At 69.1% G+C, this 18,206-nt stretch carries 22 protein-coding genes, 4 tRNA genes and 1 pseudogene; 4 read left to right on the top strand and 23 right to left on the bottom strand.

Annotation, left to right across the window (positions count from 1 at the left end; all coding sequences use genetic code 11):
* Positions 1-555 precede the first annotated feature (555 nt).
* The 19 genes from rplL to C8054_RS33100 all read right to left on the bottom strand — a co-directional run bounded on the left by rplL (position 556) and on the right by C8054_RS33100 (position 12,535).
* On the bottom strand, positions 556-945 hold the full coding sequence (rplL, locus tag C8054_RS15065) for a 50S ribosomal protein L7/L12 (RefSeq protein WP_089155263.1): 390 nt from the start codon (positions 943-945) through the stop codon (positions 556-558).
* A gap of 53 nt (positions 946-998) precedes the next feature.
* Positions 999-1,547 carry a 50S ribosomal protein L10 gene (rplJ, locus tag C8054_RS15060; RefSeq protein WP_107157432.1) on the bottom strand — a complete coding sequence of 183 codons (549 nt, stop codon included), beginning with the start codon at positions 1,545-1,547 and terminating at the stop codon, positions 999-1,001.
* A 314-nt stretch (positions 1,548-1,861) separates the two neighbouring features.
* On the bottom strand, positions 1,862-2,554 hold the full coding sequence (locus tag C8054_RS15055) for a hypothetical protein (protein ID WP_107157431.1): 693 nt from the start codon (positions 2,552-2,554) through the stop codon (positions 1,862-1,864).
* A complete protein-coding gene (locus C8054_RS15050) occupies positions 2,551-3,636 on the bottom strand; it encodes an ATP-binding cassette domain-containing protein (protein ID WP_233219653.1) in 1,086 nt (361 codons plus the stop codon). The genes C8054_RS15055 and C8054_RS15050 overlap by 4 nt, the downstream gene beginning before the upstream one ends.
* A gap of 79 nt (positions 3,637-3,715) precedes the next feature.
* Positions 3,716-4,432: a 50S ribosomal protein L1 gene (rplA, locus tag C8054_RS15045; protein WP_107157430.1), complete on the bottom strand. Its 717-nt coding sequence runs from the start codon at positions 4,430-4,432 to the stop codon at positions 3,716-3,718.
* Positions 4,433-4,517: 85 nt separating this feature from the next.
* A complete protein-coding gene (gene rplK / locus C8054_RS15040) occupies positions 4,518-4,949 on the bottom strand; it encodes a 50S ribosomal protein L11 (protein ID WP_107157429.1) in 432 nt (143 codons plus the stop codon).
* Between the two features lie 186 nt (positions 4,950-5,135).
* A complete protein-coding gene (gene nusG, locus C8054_RS15035; protein WP_089155269.1) occupies positions 5,136-5,858 on the bottom strand; it encodes a transcription termination/antitermination protein NusG in 723 nt (240 codons plus the stop codon).
* A 35-nt stretch (positions 5,859-5,893) separates the two neighbouring features.
* Positions 5,894-6,298, bottom strand: a complete 405-nt coding sequence (gene secE / locus C8054_RS15030) for a preprotein translocase subunit SecE (protein ID WP_107157494.1) — start codon at positions 6,296-6,298, stop codon at positions 5,894-5,896.
* 215 nt (positions 6,299-6,513) lie between these two features.
* Positions 6,514-6,586, bottom strand: a tRNA-Trp gene (locus C8054_RS15025).
* Positions 6,587-6,713: 127 nt separating this feature from the next.
* On the bottom strand, positions 6,714-7,106 hold the full coding sequence (locus C8054_RS15020) for a MaoC family dehydratase (RefSeq protein ID WP_107157428.1): 393 nt from the start codon (positions 7,104-7,106) through the stop codon (positions 6,714-6,716).
* Between the two features lie 2 nt (positions 7,107-7,108).
* Entirely contained in the window at positions 7,109-7,558 is a 450-nt protein-coding gene (locus tag C8054_RS15015; RefSeq protein WP_107157427.1) for a MaoC family dehydratase N-terminal domain-containing protein, read from the bottom strand.
* A 119-nt stretch (positions 7,559-7,677) separates the two neighbouring features.
* Positions 7,678-7,845: a 50S ribosomal protein L33 gene (gene rpmG, locus C8054_RS15010; RefSeq protein WP_013288652.1), complete on the bottom strand. Its 168-nt coding sequence runs from the start codon at positions 7,843-7,845 to the stop codon at positions 7,678-7,680.
* Positions 7,846-7,976: 131 nt separating this feature from the next.
* Positions 7,977-8,049 (bottom strand) — tRNA-Met (locus C8054_RS15005).
* Between the two features lie 25 nt (positions 8,050-8,074).
* Positions 8,075-8,147, bottom strand: a tRNA-Thr gene (locus tag C8054_RS15000).
* A gap of 95 nt (positions 8,148-8,242) precedes the next feature.
* Positions 8,243-10,771, bottom strand: a complete 2,529-nt coding sequence (locus tag C8054_RS14995; protein WP_107157426.1) for a bifunctional diguanylate cyclase/phosphodiesterase — start codon at positions 10,769-10,771, stop codon at positions 8,243-8,245.
* 591 nt (positions 10,772-11,362) lie between these two features.
* The gene (locus C8054_RS14990) at positions 11,363-11,599 is read right to left on the bottom strand and encodes a hypothetical protein (protein WP_107157425.1); all 237 of its coding nucleotides are present in this window, start codon (positions 11,597-11,599) and stop codon (positions 11,363-11,365) included.
* A gap of 44 nt (positions 11,600-11,643) precedes the next feature.
* A complete protein-coding gene (locus C8054_RS32295; RefSeq protein ID WP_199199764.1) occupies positions 11,644-11,817 on the bottom strand; it encodes a hypothetical protein in 174 nt (57 codons plus the stop codon).
* Positions 11,818-12,050: 233 nt separating this feature from the next.
* Positions 12,051-12,404 carry a hypothetical protein gene (locus tag C8054_RS32760; protein WP_233219652.1) on the bottom strand — a complete coding sequence of 118 codons (354 nt, stop codon included), beginning with the start codon at positions 12,402-12,404 and terminating at the stop codon, positions 12,051-12,053.
* Positions 12,401-12,535 carry a hypothetical protein gene (locus C8054_RS33100; RefSeq protein WP_255563037.1) on the bottom strand — a complete coding sequence of 45 codons (135 nt, stop codon included), beginning with the start codon at positions 12,533-12,535 and terminating at the stop codon, positions 12,401-12,403. Before C8054_RS33100 ends, C8054_RS32760 begins: the two co-directional genes overlap by 4 nt.
* A 403-nt stretch (positions 12,536-12,938) precedes the next feature.
* Here C8054_RS33100 and C8054_RS14975 point away from each other — a divergent pair, with 403 nt between their 5' ends.
* Both C8054_RS14975 and C8054_RS14970 read left to right on the top strand, forming a co-directional pair.
* On the top strand, positions 12,939-13,817 hold the full coding sequence (locus C8054_RS14975) for a helix-turn-helix transcriptional regulator (RefSeq protein WP_107157423.1): 879 nt from the start codon (positions 12,939-12,941) through the stop codon (positions 13,815-13,817).
* Positions 13,810-14,007, top strand: a complete 198-nt coding sequence (locus C8054_RS14970) for a DUF397 domain-containing protein (RefSeq protein WP_107157422.1) — start codon at positions 13,810-13,812, stop codon at positions 14,005-14,007. Before C8054_RS14975 ends, C8054_RS14970 begins: the two co-directional genes overlap by 8 nt.
* A gap of 209 nt (positions 14,008-14,216) precedes the next feature.
* On the opposite strand, the gene C8054_RS14965 is transcribed toward C8054_RS14970, so the two are convergent.
* On the bottom strand, positions 14,217-15,617 hold the full coding sequence (locus C8054_RS14965) for a pentapeptide repeat-containing protein (RefSeq protein ID WP_146179918.1): 1,401 nt from the start codon (positions 15,615-15,617) through the stop codon (positions 14,217-14,219).
* A 30-nt stretch (positions 15,618-15,647) separates the two neighbouring features.
* Positions 15,648-16,079: pseudogene (locus C8054_RS14960) on the bottom strand (HAD family hydrolase); the annotation flags it as partial.
* Between C8054_RS14960 and C8054_RS14955 the strand changes: the two are divergent.
* Positions 16,024-16,902, top strand: coding sequence for a tyrosine-type recombinase/integrase (locus tag C8054_RS14955; RefSeq protein ID WP_233219651.1), 879 nt, complete (start codon positions 16,024-16,026; stop codon positions 16,900-16,902). The pseudogene C8054_RS14960 and the gene C8054_RS14955 overlap by 56 nt on opposite strands.
* Here the strand turns inward: C8054_RS14955 and C8054_RS14950 are convergent.
* Together C8054_RS14950 and C8054_RS14945 are read right to left on the bottom strand one after the other, a co-directional pair.
* Entirely contained in the window at positions 16,899-17,282 is a 384-nt protein-coding gene (locus tag C8054_RS14950; RefSeq protein ID WP_107157420.1) for a hypothetical protein, read from the bottom strand. The genes C8054_RS14955 and C8054_RS14950 overlap by 4 nt on opposite strands.
* Positions 17,283-17,466: 184 nt before the next feature.
* Positions 17,467-17,550: transfer RNA gene (locus tag C8054_RS14945), tRNA-Tyr, on the bottom strand.
* A gap of 146 nt (positions 17,551-17,696) precedes the next feature.
* Here C8054_RS14945 and C8054_RS14940 point away from each other — a divergent pair.
* A complete protein-coding gene (locus C8054_RS14940; RefSeq protein WP_107157492.1) occupies positions 17,697-18,191 on the top strand; it encodes a YajQ family cyclic di-GMP-binding protein in 495 nt (164 codons plus the stop codon).
* The last annotated feature ends 15 nt before the right edge of the window (positions 18,192-18,206 follow it).

Here is an 18,206-nt window from a genome sequence, read left to right as displayed (position 1 = left end):
GGTGCTGCAGAACGGCTGGTACGCGTGCACTCCAATGACCCCACCAGAAATATCCGCAATCGGACATTTCCGAGCAGGGGTCAAGTCGGAAGGCAGCGCAAACTAGCAGTGTAGCCGAGAGGCTAACCGCTGTCCAGCCCACCCCGCAGGTCGTCGCGGAACAAGCCCTGGGACCTCGAAAAAACCGGGTCCACCGGGCCGCTCTGAACGCGACGCTCCTGCCGGTCCGCTCGGGAGCCGCGGCGTTGGTGCTGCCGTTGCCCTTACCCGAGTGGCGGCCGTTGCAAGCGCGGAAGGTCTTGCTGATGCCAGCGTGCCTGCCGGCCGGTGCCGCGTCAAGGGCCGGTTACCGCTCAGAGTGTCTTTCCCACCGACGGGCTACCTGCTCCACATCGCTGAGAGGCCGGTCCGAGGAACCTGTACGCCCAGCTCACGGCGCTTCCAGTGGGTGACAACACGACAGCGGGCGGTGACCCGGTCTCCCGGATCACCGCCCGCTGCGACAAGGTGTGCCCCGGCTCACGTGAGCCGGACGCGCATCAGGTCAGACCAACGTCACTTGAGGGTGACCTTGGCGCCCTCGCCCTCGAGCTTGGCCTTGGCCTTCTCGGCGGTCTCCTTGTTGGCCTTCTCCAGGACGGCCTTCGGAGCGGCCTCGACCAGGTCCTTGGCCTCCTTGAGGCCCAGGCCGGTCAGCTCACGCACGACCTTGATGACCTGGATCTTCTTGCCACCGTCGGCGTCGAGGATGACGTCGAACTCGTCCTTCTCCTCCTCGGCCGGGGCGGCGGCAGCGCCACCGGCACCGCCGGCAGCGGCAACCGCGACCGGAGCGGCGGCGGTGACCTCGAAGGTCTCCTCGAACTGCTTCACGAACTCGGAGAGCTCGATCAGCGTCATCTCCTTGAACGCGTCGAGCAGCTCGTCGGTGCTGAGCTTCGCCATGTCTGGCGTCCTTTCTACAAGTGAAAACTAAGAATGTGGTGCGCCGTGCGGCCTCAGGCCGCCTCGGCGCCCTCCTGCTCGCGCTTCTTGTCCGCCAGGGCGGCCGCCGCGCGGGCGGCCTTGGAGAGCGGCGCCTGGAACAGGGCCGCGGCCTTGCTCAGGTTGCCCTTCATGGCGCCGGCCAGCTTGGCCAGCAGCACCTCGCGGGACTCCAGGTCGGCGAGCTTCGTGACCTCGGCCGCGGAAATGGCCCTGCCCTCGAAGACACCGCCCTTGATGACGAGCTTCGGGTTGGCCTTCGCGAAGTCGCGAAGCCCCTTCGCCGCCTCGACGACGTCGCCCGAAACGAAAGTCAGCGCGGTAGGACCGGTGAACAGCTCGTCGAGGCCGGAGATGCCCGCATCGGTCGCGGCACGCTTGGCCAGCGTGTTCTTCGCGACCGTGTAGCTGGTCTCCTTGCCGAGCGCGCGCCGCAGCTGGGTGAGCTGCGAGACCGTGAGCCCGCGGTACTCGGTGAGCACGGTGGCTCCCGAGGTGCGGAAGCTCTCGGTCAGCTCGGCGACGGCCGTGGCCTTGTCGGCCCGGATCGGCTTGTCCGCCATGTCCCTCCTCTCTCGTTACTCGGAGCTGGCACGCCGGCGACGGGACGTCGCGACGGCGGCGGAGGCACCACGACAACGAAAAAGCCCCGGCGCGGGGCGCACGGGGCGAGGGCCGGGATCATGGAGCACAGTCGGCGGACCGTGTCTGACACCGAGTTTCGCTTGCCGCCCTGCGCGGGTCGCCCGTCGTCGCGGGACCTTCGACCGTGCCGGGGCACGGTGACCAGCGGTCTTTGGGTGGAACTACCGGTTCAGGTTACGCGACGTGCGGCGGAGCGCCAAATCGCCTCGGCGTGCTCCGGGTCACCCGGCGGTCAGGCCCGGGTGCGCCGCCCCCAGGCGTAGCCGGCCAGCGCCACCGCCACCCACAGCGCCGCCCAGCCGGTGAGCAGCAGCCCCGCGCCGGGCGTCACCGGCGCGGTGACCGCCCGCGCGGTCGCCATCACCGGCGGGACCAGCCACGGCACCACCGAGTCGGACAACCCGCACACCACCACCCCGACCACGCCGACCGCCAGCACCGCCGCCCCGTAGCCGGCACTGCGGGTGATCGGCCGGCTGGCCAGCGCGCCGAGCGCCACCGCCGCCGGCAGCGCGAGCAGGTGCGCCCAGACGCCGAGCGCCACCCCGACGAGCGCCGGCCGGCCCGCCGGCCCGCCCGCCAGCGACACCGCGCCGAGCGGCCACGGCATCGCCAGCGCGACCAGCACCACGGCGAGTCCGGCCACGAGCGCCGCGAGCAGCCCGGCCGCCCGTTCCCGGGCCGGCCCGACCACGACCCGGGCCAACCGGCGCTGCACGTCGGGTTCGACGTCCAGCAGGATCTTGGTCTGCCAGGCCAGCACCGGGAAGATCAGCACCGCGGAGACGCCGTAGACCTCCGCCGGTCGGCCCGCGCCACCGCCGCCGTAGAGGACGCCCAGGGCGAGCAGGCCGGTCAGCACCGGCGCGAGCGCCCGTCCGGTACGCACGAAGCCGGCCAGCCGCAGCCGGACCAGCGCGATCACCGGCCCACCTCCGACGCCACACCGGCGCGGCCGGCACCGGCCTCCGGCGACCCGGCCCCGCCCTCGACGCCCGGTGGGCCGGGGACATCCGGTGCCCCGCCATCGACCTCGGCCAGCGACGCGCCGGGAAGGCCCGGCGACCCGCCATCGGACTCGACAGCCGACGCGCATGCGAGGGCCGGCGACCCGCCATCGGGCTCGGCCACCGACCCGCCGGCGAGGGCCGGCCACCCGCCATCGGGCTCCGTCCCCGGCGCGCCGGACCGGCCCGGTGCCGGCGACTCGTCGGGGGCCTCGACGCCCGGCCCGGCGGCGGGAGCCGGTGCCGGTGACCCGGCGGCGGGCGGGACGGCGGGTTCGCGTACCCGAAGGATCTGGTGGCCATCGGCGCGCAGGCGGGCGACGGCGGCGGCGAGCCCCGCGGCCGGCACCGCCAGCTCGACCACCGCGACGGCCGAGCCCCCGGACGACGCCTCCTCGGTCAGCGTGCCGTCGGTGACCGACCAGCGGCGGGCGCCGGGCAGCCGGACCGTCTCGCCCCGGTGGTCGCTGACCAGCACCGCACCGCCGCCGGCCAGCACCTCGCCGATCATCTCGGGGACCAGCTCGCGGGCCGCCGCGTCGAGCCCCTCCCAGGGCTCGTCGAGCACCAGCAGGCCGGGCGGGCGCAGCAGCGCCTGGGCCAGGCCGACCTTCTGCGCGGTGCCCTTGGAGAGCTGCGGCAGGCGCACGTCGGAGAAGCGGGTCAGGCCCAGCCGCTCCACCCACTCGCGCACCGCCCGGTCGGCGGCGGCACCGGGCAGGCCGGCGACGCGGCCCATGGCGGCCAGGTAGTCCCCGACGGTGAACGGCTGGTCGGCGGGGAAACGCTCCGGCACCCAACCGACGGTCGCCGGCCGGTCGACCACCCGGCCACGGCTCGGCCGCAGCACCCCGGCGGCGAGCTGGAGCAGCGTGGACTTGCCCGCGCCGTTGCGGCCGAGCACGACCGCGACCTCGCCCGGACCGATCGTCGCGTCGACCTGTCGCAGCACCCACGGGCCGTGTCGGTGGTACCGGAGCCAGACGCCGTCGAGCCGCATGCGCCGAGCCTGCCACAACGGACAGACGGACGGGGCCCCGCCACATGTGGTGGCGGGGCCCCGTCCGGGAGGTGCGTGCTCAGGCCTCGGCCGAGCCCTCCTGCAGGTTCTTGATCAGCTTCGGGTCGACCGGGACGCCCGGGCCCATGGTGGTGGTCAGCGTGACCTTCTTGAGGTACGTGCCCTTGGCCGCGGACGGCTTGGCACGGAGGACCTCGTCCAGCACCGCGGCGTAGTTGTCGATCAGCTGGTTCTCCGAGAAGGAGGCCTTGCCGATGATCAGGTGCAGGTTCGAGTGCTTGTCCACCCGGAAGGTGATCTTACCGCCCTTGATGTCCGCGACCGCCTTGGTGACGTCCATGGTCACGGTGCCGGTCTTCGGGTTCGGCATGAGACCGCGCGGGCCCAGGATCCGCGCGATCCGGCCGATCTTGGCCATCTGGTCCGGCGTGGCGATCGCCGCGTCGAAGTCCAGCCAACCGCCCTGGATGCGGGCGACCAGCTCGTCGGTGCCCACCTCGTCCGCACCCGCGGCGGCGGCCTCCTCGGCCTTCGCGCCGGCGGCGAAGACGATCACGCGGGCGGTCTTACCGGTGCCGTGCGGCAGGTTGACCGTGCCGCGGACCATCTGGTCCGCCTTGCGGGGGTCGACGCCGAGGCGCATCGCGACCTCGACCGTGGCGTCGAACTTGACGTTGGTGTTCTCCTTGGCCAGCTTCACGGCCTCGGCGGGGGCGTACAGCTTCGACCGGTCGATGACCTCGGCGGCCTTGCGGTAGCTCTTGCTGCGCTGCATTTCTGGTGACTCCTGTGGTCTCTGGCGGGCGCGCGGGACTCGCGGCCCTCCCACGAACGGATCGGGTGGAGCGGGTACGACGAGATCAGTCGGCGACGGTCAGGCCCATCGACCGGGCGGTGCCGGCGATGATCTTCTCGGCCTGCTCGATGTCGTTGGCGTTGAGGTCCGCCATCTTCTTCTCGGCGATCTCGCGCAGCTGGGCGCGGGTGACCGAGCCGACCTTCTCCTTGTGCGGGACGCCCGAGCCCTTCTGCACACCGGCGGCCTTGATCAGCAGCCGGGCGGCGGGCGGGGTCTTCAGCACGAAGGTGAAGGTGCGGTCCTCGTAGACGCTGATCTCGGCGGGGACGACGTCGCCACGCTGGGACTCGGTCTGCGCGTTGTAGGACTTGCAGAACTCCATGATGTTCACGCCGTGCTGGCCGAGCGCGGGGCCGACCGGCGGCGCCGGGGTGGCCTGGCCCGCCGGCAGCTGAAGCGTGAACGTCTTGACGAGCTTCTTCTTCGGAGGCATGTCTCTTCCTGGGGCTTGAAACTGGGATTCTCCGCCGCCCGCGGGCGCGCACGGTCAGCGCGGTGCGGACGGCCGACGTTCAAGGGTAGCGCAACCCGCTACCGGGTTCGCCGCCGAGGTCGGCGAGCGGTGGAACAGCACACCGGCGGCCGGCCCGCGAAGGCCGACCGCCGGTGCGGACGTCCGTCAGATCTTGGCGACCTGGTTGAAGTTCAGCTCGACCGGGGTCTCCCGGCCGAAGATCGACACCAGCACCTTGAGCTTCTGCTGGTCGGCGTTGATCTCGCTGATCGTCGCCGGCAGCGACGCGAACGCGCCGTCGGTGACGGTGACCGAGTCGCCGACCTCGAAGTCGAGGACCTTGATCTCGGGCTTGGCCTTCTTCTGCTCGGTCTCGACCGCCGGGGCGAGCCACTTGAGCACCTCGTCGAGGCTCAGCGGCGCCGGCCGATCGGCCCGGTCGGTCGCGCCGACGAAGCCGGTGACCCCCGGGGTGTTCCGGACGCAGGAGTAGGACTCCGCGGTCAGCTCCATCCGGACCAGGATGTAGCCCGGGAAGACCTTCGCCTGGATCTGCGACCGCTTGCCGTTCTTGACCTCGACCTCTTCCCGGGTCGGCACCTCGACCTGGTAGATGTAGTCCTCCATGTCGAGGGACGTGATCCGGGTCTCGAGGTTGGTCTTGACCTTGTTCTCGTAGCCGGCGTACGAGTGCACCACGTACCAGTCACCGGGCGCGTAGCGCAGCTTCTGGCGCAGCTCGGCGACCGGGTCGAAATCCTCGTCCGGGGCCGGCTCGGTGGTCGGGAACTCCGGCTCGCTGGCGGCCTCGACCGACTCGTTGTTGGCCGCCGTCGCCACCGCGGACTGCTCGTCCGGGGTCTCGGCGGTCTCGTCGTACTCAGGCACGCTCGCTCACTTCCGTCAGTATTACTGTGCGCAGGTCAGCTGGGGTTGCCGAAGACCCACAGCACCGCCTTGGCGAAGCCGTAGTCCAGGCCGGCCACGATCGCCAGCATCACCGCCACGAAGGTGACCACCACGGCGGTGTAGGTCAGCAGCTCCTTGCGGGTCGGCCAGATGACCTTACGCAGCTCGGCCACGACCTCGCGGAAGAACCGCGCGATGCGGGCGAACAGCCCGATCCGCTCGGTGTCCTTGCGGGTCTTCCGGCCCTCGGCCGGCTCGGCCTGGGCCCGCTTGCGGGTGGCAGTGCCGCCCCGGGAGACCGGCTCGTCCGCGTCGGCGGCGTCGTCGGCCACGTCGTCGTCGGCCACGCCGTCGACAGTCGCGTCGTCGTTCAGACGCTCGTCGCCGTCGTCCTCGCCGCGCCGCTTCTTCTCGGCCACTTCGCCCTCCGTGCGGGTATGGGGTCGCACGCCGGGCGGCGTGCGCGGCGTGTTGGTCACGCCGGCCGGACCAACCGTCCCGCGACGGGCCGCGGCCGGCGGACCGGACGGGAGGGCCCCGAACGCCTCGGAACCACCCCACCGGTGCCACCACCACGGGCCGGACGCCGCCGCGAACGGCGGCACGACCCACGGGAACGGTCAGGCCTGAGGCGCAGGGGTGACAGGACTTGAACCTGCAGCCTGCGGTTTTGGAGACCGCTGCTCTGCCAATTGAGCTACACCCCTGTGCGGCAACTCACCTCCACCCGGACACGTTGTGCCGAGCGGGGGTCACTTGCCCCACGGCGGACCAGTGTACGGGTAGTCGTGCGACTTTCCCAACCGGTCTACCCCTCGCGCGTCGGGTGGTCCCTCAGCGAGGAGTACGGATCAGTGCCCGGGCCTGCGACAGCACCTTCTCACCCCGACAGGTGGCGGTGATGTCGAGCCTGGTCAGGCCCGCCTCGGTGACCTCCTTGACCACGGCGGCGACCTCGATCTCGGTGCCCTCGTCGGTGTCCGGCACGACCACCGGCCGGGTGAAGCGGACCCCGAAATCGACCACCGCGTCCGGCGCGCCGGCCCAGCCGGCGACCGCGCGACCGACCAGGGCCATGGTGAACATGCCGTGGGCGATGACCCCGGGCAGGCCCACCCCGGTGGCGGTCCGGTCGCTCCAGTGGATCGGGTTGAAGTCCCCCGAGGCGCCGGCGTAGCGGACCAGGTCCGCCCGGGTCACCCGGAACGTCTGGACAGGCAGTTCCATGCTCACGCCTCCTCCCGACGTACGACGATCTTCGACCAGACCGCGACCACCGGCTCACCGGCCACGGTGCTCACGTCGGTGCGGGTGGTCAGGAAACCGTGCCCGCCCCGGCTGCTGACGTCCTCGATGACGTTGACGCACACCAGCTCGTCACCGGCCACCACCGGCCGGGTGTACGCGAAGCGCTGGTCGCCGTGGACCACCCGGCTGTAGTCGACGCCCAGCGCCGGGTCATCGACGATCTGCTGGTTGGCCGCCATGGTGACGATCACCGGGAAGGTCGGCGGCGCGACCACGTCGGGGTGGCCGAGCGCCCGGGCCGCCTCCGGGTCGTGGTGCGCCGGGTCGGTCGCGCCGACGGCGGTGGCGAACTCGCGGATCTTTTCTCGGCCCACCAGGTAGGGGGCGGTCGGCGGATAGGTCCGGCCGACGAAGGACGGGTCCAGGGACATGCCGCGAACCTACACGGGAACACGAACGCCGACCCGCGCGGTCGGGCGGCCGTCTCAGGCCGTCGACCCTGCGGATCGGCGTACGGGTGCTGCGGCGGGCCGGCGGTGCCGGCCGGGCGTCAGCGGGTCTCGCGGTGGACGGTGTGCTTGCCGTCCCGGGGGCAGAACTTCTTCAGCTCGATGCGGTCCGGGTCGTTACGGCGGTTCTTGCGCGTGATGTAGTTGCGCTCCTTGCACTCCACACACGCCAAAGTGATCTTCGGCCGGACATCGGTCGCCTTCGCCACGGCGGAGTGCCTTCCTCGCTCAGGACATCAACTACGGCGTGTCAGCCTACGCGCTGACCACGCGGACATGCAAAGTGGGCGCCCTGTGGCGCCCATCCCACCGACCACCGGGCGGACCCGGGGGACGAGAGTAGCGGTGGCCGGACTTGAACCGGCGACACAGCGATTATGAGCCGCTTGCTCTACCATCTGAGCTACACCGCCGTGGCGGGTCCAGCCGGACCCTTTGAGCCCCCTTACGGAATCGAACCGTAGACCTTCTCCTTACCATGGAGACGCTCTGCCGACTGAGCTAAGGGGGCCTGCTCGATCACCCTTCGGGTGTCGCGCAGAGGAAACAGTACACGACCGCGTCGCGGAGGTGAAATCGGATCCCCCCGACAGGTGCCACCCCTGCTCAGGGCACCACACGCAGGCGCGGCAGCTCCCCCGCGACGACCGTCTCGGGGTCGACCTGGGCGCCGAACCACGCCTCCAGTCGCTCGTACGGCAGCGGCCGGCTGAACAGGAAGCCCTGGCCGATCTCGCAGCCGATGTCCTGGAGCAGTTCCAACGTCAGCTCACTCTCCACCCCCTCGGCCACCACCGTCAGGCCGAACTGCTGGGAGAGCGTCACCACCGCGTTGACGATGGCCAGGTCACCCGGGTCGGTCGCCATGCCCTGCACGAACGACCGGTCCACCTTCACCTCGTGCACCGGCAGCCGGCGCAGTTGGGCCAGCGACGAGTTGCCGGTGCCGAAGTCGTCCACCGAGAGCCGGACCCCGAGGTCGCGCAGACAGCGCAGGATCGGCACGGGCCGTTCGGTGCCGTCCAGCACGCCCGCCTCGGTGATCTCCAGCGTGAGCCGCTGCGGCGGCACGCCGTACTCCGTCAGCAGCTCCCGCACCAGCCCCGGGAAGCGCGGGTCGTTCACCGTCCGGGCGGCCAGGTTGACCGAGACGCAGAGCGGCTGCTCGCCGTGGCTCCAGTCGCGGCTGCGCCGCAGGCTCTCCCGCAGCACGAACTCGGTGAGCCGGCCGAGTTGGCCGGTGTGCTCGGCCACCGCCACGAAGTCGTCCGGCGAGACCGTGCCGTGCGCCGGGTGCTCCCAACGCGCCAGACACTCCACGCCCACCAGGCGGCGGTCCCGCAGCGTGACCTTGGGCTGGAAGTAGACCTCCAGCTCGCCGTCCTCAAGCGCCCGCTTCAGGTCGCCGGCGAGACCGAGCCGGCGCAGCGACCGTGACTCCAGCGCCGGGCTGTAGAGCTGGACGCTGCCCGGGACCGACTTCGCCGCGTTGGCCGCCAGGTCGACCCGCTGGAGCAACGCCACAGCGTCCCCGCCGTGATCGGGGTGGACGGCCACGCCGACGGCGGTGTCCACGTCCAGGGTGAGCGCGTCGAAGACCATCTCGTCCCGGATCTGCTCCCGGAGCTGGGTCGCCAGGTCCAGCGCGGCCTCGACGCCCTCCAGCCGGAGCGTCACCAGGAACTCGTCCCCGCCGGCGCGACCCACCAGCGCCGAGGAGGGCGCGCAGGCCCGCAGCCGCTCGGCCACCTCGACCAGCACCTTGTCGCCGGCCGCGTGGCCCAACGACTCGTTGACCTGGCGCAGCCGGTCGACGTCGAAGAGCAGCAGCGCCACCACCTCGCCGGGGGCGCGGATCTTGACCGCTTCCCCCACCGCCGCGATGAGTCGCCGCCGGTTCGGCAGCCTGGTCAACGTGTCGTGCTCGGCGTCGTGCCGCAGCCGGTCGACCAGGCGGGCGTTCTCCAACGCGACCGCGGCGTGCGCGGCGACGGTCTCCAGCAGCGGCACGTCGGTGCGGCTGAACGAGTTGCTGGCGCCGAGCCGGTTGGCCACCTCAAGGGTGCCGACGACCGCCTGGCCGGAGCGCAACGGCACCACGATGACGTCCTTGACCCCCTGCTCGGTGAGCGCGGTCCGCAGTTTGCCGTCCGCGCCGGCGCCGCGGGTGAGCACCAGCGTCTGCCCGTCCTGGCGGACCTGCTCGCGCAGGGCGGCGGGCGTGGGCGCCACGTCCAGCAGCCCCGGGTCGGCGATCCGGGAGGTCAGCAGCACCTCCGGGTGGCGGCGCTGCGCCGGCAGCCAGAGCGTCGCGTACTCCGCCTGGAGCATCGCCCGGACGCGGCCCAGCAGGGCGTCGGCGAGCGTGCCGTCCTGGCCGCTGCCGCTGACCGCGCGGCTCAGCTCGTACATGTCGGAGAGCGTGCGGTGCTGCCGGAAGAACTGCGCGTACGCGCGGTAGATCAACGTCAGCGCGGTGATCAGCGCGGAGAGCAGGACCAGCGACCACCAGTTCGACGTGATCAGGATCAGGACGATCAGGCCGGCGACGATCTGGATGCCGGCGGAGAGCAGCGCGGAGGGCGCCCTGCGGAACGCGTCGCGGCCGGTCTGCCAGCCCTGGAGCAGCGTGTAGACGCCGGCCACCGACGTGATGCTGACCAGGTTGACCATGATGGCGGCGGTGAACAGCGTCAGCCAGGTGCGCGGGCCCACGCCCTCGACCGGGGGCAGCGCCTGCAGCACCAGCACGGCGAGCGAGGAGCCGGCCGCCGCGCGGGCGACGTTGAACCAGAACTTCGCCGCGCCCATCCGGTGCCACAGATGGGTGAGGATCGCGGCCCCGGTATAGATCGCGACCACCGTCAGCGGACGCGTCAGGTAGAACGCGAGCACCAACGGGATCTCGGTGATCGTCACACCGAGCGACTGGCGCCGGACGGTGAAGTTCAGCACCGGAAGCCCGGCAGCGACCATGGCCACCAGCAGCACCGCCGCCAGCGGCCAGCCGCCGAACGGATGGTCACTGATCAGACCGGTCACCGTCGAACAGACGACAGCGAAAAGGACGAGTGGCCCGGTGATCAGCCAAGCGTGATCATTGGACCGCGAGCCCTTGACGGGCTGTGCGGACATGCCGCCCCTTCCGTCGATCGACTTTCGCCTGGCTCGGACGGGACGGTGAGCGTCAGCGAGTCGCAGGCATGTTCCAGATGACATCCGCGGTCTGCATGTCGCCGAGCTCCGGCCCTACGCCGACCAGGACGCCACTCATGACAGCGGCAAAAACCAGCATTGAGCCAAGCAGCCGGCCCAGTCTTCGACCAGACATGTTCGCTCTCCTGTCGGGGATGGGACACCGGGGATGGTGGAGGTTCCACGATCGTGCCACAGGGCCCGCACGCAGGAAAGCGGTGAGAACAGGCCCGATCCGACCGTCGAAAAGGTTTCGCCGATCGGCCCGGTGCCAGAGGGACGCGTAGCCAGATCAGCGGGCTCAGGGGCCCCGCGGTCGTCCGTCCATTGCGTATTCCGACCTTCAACGCGAACTGATCTAGGCGGCCTCGGAGCGATCGGGCCGCTGCGCCCGGCCGCACTCCCCATCCCCGTGGCTCGGACGACCCTGGGCATAGACCACCATACCTATAACTCGCCGCAGCACCAGAGGGCGATACGGGTCAATCGCTGGCGAATCACCGACACCTCCCCTCACCTGCCGGTTCGGCCTCAGTCGTCCGCCGGCATCGGCCACACGTCCCGAGCGTCGTTGAACGCCGGCCCCGGCGGCGGCTCCACCGTGAGCGCCCGCAGCCGACCCGGCACCGCCCGGAGCCGGCCCGGCAACGCCACCACGCCGCGTCGCGTCGACCGCCACGACCACCGCGCGAGGCGGACGGCGGCGACGACCGCGGCGAGACCCAGCACGGGGATCAGCACCCAGCCGAGCAGGCCGACATAGAGCATGACCGCACGGTACGACCTTTTTCTCGTACGCGGGGCGGCGGCACTCAGACCAGGCGCTGGATGCGGACCGTCGGACGCTCGTTCCGCAGGTGGCCCTGCTTGTGCTGGCGCACCTGCTCGTCCCAGACCTCCTGGTCGTAGTCCGGGTCCGGCGGGATCCACCGGTGGGAGCCATCGCTGTAGTGGAACTTCTCGTCGCCGGCCCGGAGGATGCTCACCGCGCCCAACCCAGGAATCGGCGGTGCGGACGATCTGCGGCCACGTCGACCACCCGGGCCGCCGGCGCGCGGCGAGTGGTCATCGAGGCTCCTTCCGGCCCGCCTCGTGGGTGCGGTCGATCGGACGGGATGGAGGCTCGGGCCGCGATGCCCTGACCTCGGCGAGCATCCGCTCCCTGTGCGCGGCCACTTTTGCCTCGTCGAGATTCATCCGGGAACGGGTGTCCCGCCAACTACGCACCATCAGTCCGTCCCCGTCCTGTCCATTGCCGCGCCAAGCGGGGAGAGGGGCGACTGGCCGGCACCCGCGCGCCGTTGCTCCGGCGCCCGCCATCCGGAGCCGGCCTCATCCCCAGCATTCGTTGTGAAGAATCGGAGCCCGCGCTCAACCCGCACCGCTTGACGAAGATCGACCGCCGCGCCACGGCATCGCCCTGCTCGTCGAGCTGGTAGCCGTCCAGCCACGTCCAGCCGTCGTAGGTGCTCCAGTCGAGGACGCGGATCAGCCGGAAGTGGAACGGCCTCGCGAACTGCACGCCGGCCGCCCTGCCGACGAGGAGCAGCACGCCGGGCTTCAGCTCCGTCACTGTTCACAGACCTTGCGCCAGGCGCGGATGCGGGCGCGGGCGACGACCACGCGGGGACACCATCCGTACGGGCGGCACCGCGAGCAGGTGTACGCCACGTGGTAGTCGATGACGGCCCAGGACACCGCCACCAGGAGGGGCGTGTCGGGTCTCCGCTCCGGTGTCACGTCTCGCCGCCGTTACGACGCTTCTCGCTGTGCCCCGTCCGCGACTGCGCGGTCCGGCTCGCTGGAGGGCGGACCAACGGCAGGGCCTTGACGCCGTCGTTCCGCTTCCCGGTTTCGCCAGGGCGCTCGTTGCTGGTCGGCCGCTGCACCACATCGACCGGCTCGTTGCTGCGTTGGAACCACTTCCAGCGGGGCATCGCGCACCTCCGTCGATCGACCCCTTCTCGCAGCCAACGTGGCGTAGTGGCACCGTCACTGCAACATCTCATCGCGGGTTTCAGACATCGAGATTGACGTCGTGCCATCCGGGCGGGCAGGGTGGCTGAAGTGAGACACACAGGGCGGTTGAGGTGAGATTGGGGATCAGATGGCCGAGACGGGATCTTCCGTCCCGCGTCGGCAACTCGGCCGGCTGCTGCGGCAGGCGCGCGAGGAAGCCGGCATCAACCTGGAAGCCGCCGCGAAGACTCTGGAGTGGTCACGGGCGAAGATGTACCGGCTGGAGGCCGGCCACACCTCACTGCGCACCCACGACGTGAACCTCATGTGCCAGCTCTACGGCACCTCGACCGACCTGACCGAAGTCCTCGTCTCGCTCGCCCGGGAGAGCAAGAGCCGGGGTTGGTGGCACTCCTACGGCGACGTCATCCCGGCGTGGTTCGAGTTGTACGTGGGTCTGGAAGCGGCGGCCCGCCACATCCGGCACTACGAGCCGAACCTGATCCCGGGGCTGCTTCAGACCCCGGAGTACATGTCAGCCGTCTTCGAGACGAAACCCGGTCGCACGTCGCAGGAGGTGGCCCAGAAAGTCGCCCTCCGGATGGAGCGACAGAAGCTTCTGGCGCGTCGGAGCCCCGCAGCACCGCTCTTTGAAGCGATCATCGACGAGGCAGTTCTTCGTCGCCCCATCAACGACATAGAGGCGTGGCGGGCTCAGTTGGCCCACCTGGTCAACGGGGCCCAGGCAGGCAACATCAAGGTTCGGGTGCTACCCGCGAGCGTCGGCCCACACCGGGCGTCTTTCGCTGGGGCGTTCATGATCCTCGACTTTCCCGCGAAGGGCACTCGTCCCGCAGAGCCCAGCACCGTCTACAGCGAGTCCCTGACCGGCAGTCTCTACCTCGATCGCCCCGGGGAGGTAGAGACATACGCTTCGGCTTGGCAGACTCTGTGGAACCTTGCCCTGGAAGAACGCGCCTCCGAGGATCTGGTGGGCGCCCTGATCAAGGAGACTTACGATGACTGAGCTGACCACGGCCCGCTGGCGCAAGAGCACCCACAGCGGCAACGAGGGCGCATGCGTCGAGGTCGCCGACAACCTTCCGGGCGTCGTGGGCGTGCGGGACAGCAAGGACGTCGCCGGTCCGTCGCTGATGTTCAGCGCGGCCCACTGGGTTTCCTTCGTCGAGTTCGTTAAGGACAGCTCCCCTAGCTGAGCTTCGGCATCCGAAAGGGGCCTGCGAATCACGAAAGCGGCCCCCGATCAGCATCTCTGCTGTTCAGGGGCCGCATCTGCACCTGGTGGCGGGTAGAGGATTCGAACCTCTGAAGCTTTCGCGACGGATTTACAGTGAGCCACAGACAAAGCGCTGACCAGGGAATTCGGCCATCTCCTCCCCAGCGGCGACACGTATGCGACTCAGCGTCATGCCGCCGGGAGGTGCAACCCGCCCGGAGGCCCCTCTCCCGGCCAGGAGTCAAAGACGGGATCAGCCCCCACGACGATCCGCGCTTTTCGAAGATCCACCTCCCCGCCATCGAAGACTGCGTCACGAAAGCTGACCTCGCCGCCCGCAAAGACCGTCCAGTCAAAGGCTACTGTTCCGCCGTTGAACTTCGCTGCCTTGAATTCGACTTTTCCATCCGAGATTGTCGCGCCAGCGAAGGTGACTTTACCCTCGGTAAACCTTGAGAGGTTGAAATAGAGGCCCCCTCCGTTGATATGCGCATCATCGAACGAGACGCCCGCACCCTTGAAATCCGATGCGGCTAGAAAAACTTCGCCGCCTCGAATTTTTGCCCTATCAAAGGAAACGTGACCCTTGATAAATTCTGATTCCAGAAGATAGACCCTTCCACTACTAAAGGTTGCCCCGGAGAAGGTAATATGCGCGCCAGTAAACTTTGCCCCCATGAAATACACGGAGCCGCAGAAATTCGCGCCACTGAAGGAAACGGTTCCATCGCTAAAAATTGCGCCGGAGAAGTCGCCGCCATCAAGCACTGCGCCGGTGAAGTCGAAGTCTAGCCCTTGCCACGATGTAGGGTCTTCGGACGGAAGGCGCAAGTGGCGAGTAATCGACCGGAGCACAGTGTGCCGGACCTCGCGCTCCTCACGCGCCACGGAGTCACCCTCAACGCTGTCTTGCGCACCAGCATCTGCATCAAGTGGCTCCGCATCTGCAGTGGGTGCTTTCGGTGGAACATATGGCATCCGCAGGTAAGCACAGAGGACATCCACACACGTCTGGCGACCATCGGTCCAGTCGTCCGCAAGGCCAGCCATCGCATAAACGCCGGCAAGCCGTACTGCCGCCTTGTCTGATCCTAATTGCTCAGCCGCTTTAGCGAAGCGCTCGTTTAACAACCGCACGCCGTTACGGTCGGTTTCAATATTTGCCCGCTGGTCGGCCGCCTCAGCAAGCGCTTTTGTGACTTCGGCCCGCAGATCCGCAGCATGCGCTAAACGATGAGCAAACTCAGCCAATTTACTTGTATGCTCTGCGACCCGCTGACGGCGATACGCAACCACCAGAGCCGCGACCCCGCCAACTCCTGCCACAACAGCGAAGACAAGCTTAAGGAGGTCGAAGTATGTGGCCGCCGTGACGGTCGCGTCTCGCCTAATACTAGGCCATCCTGCATACCAGAGAGCGACCGCCACCATAAGTACGACCAGCAGCAGCGACGCTGCCACCACTAATGCGATTGACCGGCGGATACCCCAAAGGCGCAGTGCTGGCACTGGATTATCGGCAGCAGGAAGGGCATCCACGGCAACGACAACATCGGGACCGTGCGAGGGCTGGACTACGGGCAACTCCACCCCCTACCTTCTAGCGCATCTTGTCCACCTTCACTGCCCGAGCAAGACGCGAGCAAGCTCCCCCATGCTCGTGATCACGAAGTCTGCGCCAGCGGCGCGGAAGGCCTCGACCTTCGGTCGCCGATTGGCATAGCCAATGACTCGCACCCCTGCGGCCTGGCCCCCTTCGATGTCCGAGAGAGAGTCGCCCACCAGCACGCAGCGGGGCGGCAACTCACCGAGCGAGCGCACGGCTTGCAGGATCGGTTCCGGGTTGGGTTTCATGCGGCCCGGCTCGGCGTACGCCCGGCCGATGACCGGCGAGACGTGCTCGGCGAGCCGGTGCGCCGCGAGGTAGGCCGTCACCGCGCCGGCCGAGTTGTTGCTGACCGCCGCCACCGGCATTCCGGCCTGCCGCGCAGCCACGATGACTTCCCGGCCGTACGGCGTCGGCGCCGCAGTCTCGACGGCTCGGCGCTCGGCCTCGATCGCCCGTAAGCGGGCAGTCTTCTCCGGCGCTCTCAAGTACGCCGTTGAGCTGCGACTACTCGACACGCACCCGATGACCCTGGTGAGCTGGACCGCCCCGAAGACGGCCGACGAGATCGACCGGGGAGCGGTGGTCAACCCCGATCAAGCGCGAGCGCTGCTCGCCGAGGTCGGCCGAACGGTGCCCGAGTTGGAAGCATTCTTCGGATGCATGTACTACGCCGCCCTACGCCCCGAAGAGGTGCTTCACCTGCGCGAAGACGAGTACGAACGGCCCGCCCAGCCTGACGGGTGGGGCGTACTGCACCTGACCGGCTCGACGGTGGCCGTGGGTCGGGGCTGGGGCGACGGGGACGACACGGCCGAGGATCGGGAGTTGAAGCACCGAGCGAAGGCCGCCACTCGGGATGTGCCAGTGCCGCCGCCGCTTGTGCGGCTGCTCGACCACCACGTCAAGGAGTATCCGCCGGGATCGAACGGCAAGCTGTTCGTCACCCGGCGCGGCCCCGGCGGGCGGTACGTGCCCACCGCTGGCCAACCGATCCCGAACAACACCTACGGGAAGGCGTGGCGCGACGCGCGGGCAAAGGTGCTCACCCCGGCGCAGCAGCGCTCCCCGCTAGCCCGGCGACCGTACGACCTGCGGCACGCCGCCGTGTCGCTCTGGCTTAACGCGGGAGTGCCGGCTACCCAGGTCGCCGAGTGGGCCGGACACAGCGTGCACGTCCTCATGCGGGTCTACGCGAAGTGCATATACGGTCAACAGGAAGCGTCACGTCGGAGGATCGAGGCGGCCCTGCACGACTGGAAGGCCTAGCTTGACCCGCCAACCTCACGCCGCTCGTCACGCAATGCGTCAGTCTCCGCTAGCAAGGCCTTCACTTGATTTGCCGAGTAACCATCCATAACGATGGATTTATCACCCGATGTGATTTCGATGCGCTTGTTATCGTGCCTGCTCAGAAATGCTTCAAGGGCAGGAGTCAACGCCCTCCAGAGGGGTGCAGTCGCAGCCGCAGATAGCCCGATGCAAGCCAAGACCTCCCCGGCACTCGCCTTAATGACCCGCGAGTTGGGGACGTTGGCCGCGTCGAGCGCCGCCCGGAGTTCGTCGTAGTAGGCGGGAGAGACTTGCAGCTCTCCCCACGTCGGATCCCAGACGGGCTGCTGGAGACGAATGATCAACACGTCCGACATCTACTGCTCCTTGGACTGCCGCCATGACCAGCAAAGGCTAGGCCGCCCGGCATCCTGCCCGGCATCGGCGACACGTATACGACACAGCCAGCGAGATCGAGCGGGCCGGAGCGGGACTGAGTGAGACTCACAGAAGAGGCCCCTGACCAGCGTTCTCGCTGGTCAGGGGCCTCTTCTGTGAGCCTGGTGGCGGGTAGAGGATTCGAACCTCTGAAGCTTTCGCGACGGATTTACAGTCCGCTCCCATTGGCCGCTCGGGCAACCCGCCAGGGCACCCACCGCGTCGTGACGCGGCAGCGGAAGCAAGGATAGCGGTTGCCCCCGGCCCCTGCGCAACGGGGTACCGTCAGGGGGTCCCACGCTGGTCAGCGCGGGACGGATCAGGACACACCGCCGGACAGCAGGAGCATGATCATGGCAGCGAACCCGTCGTTCGACATCGTGAGCAAGGTTGACCGGCAGGAGGTCGACAACGCCCTCCGCCAGGCGGAGAAGGAGCTCGCGACGCGGTTCGACTTCCGTGGCACCGGCGCCGAGATCTCCTGGTCGGGCGAGGAGGCGATCAGCCTCCAGGCGGAGACCGAGGAGCGGGTGCGTGCCGCGCTGGACGTCTTCAAGGAGAAGCTGATCAAGCGGAACATCTCCATGAAGTCGCTGGACGCGGGCGACCCGCGGTCGTCCGGCAAGATCTTCAAGATCGACGCCAAGGTGATCCAGGGCATCGACACGGAGAAGGCGAAGGCGATCAGCAAGAAGATCCGCGACGAGGGCCCGAAGGGCGTGCAGGCGCAGATCCAGGGCGATCAGCTCCGCGTCACCGGCAAGAAGAAGGACGACCTTCAGGCCGTCATCTCGCTGCTCAAGGGCGAGGACTTCGGGGTGGCGCTCCAGTTCACCAACTACCGGTAGTGAGCCGCGGTCGCC

The sequence above is a fragment of the Micromonospora sp. RP3T genome, from assembly GCF_003027925.1.
In the GTDB taxonomy this organism is placed as follows: Bacteria; Actinomycetota; Actinomycetes; order Mycobacteriales; family Micromonosporaceae; genus Micromonospora.
Note: the sequence above shows the minus strand (reverse complement) of the source record. Positions and strands in the feature narration are given on the sequence as shown.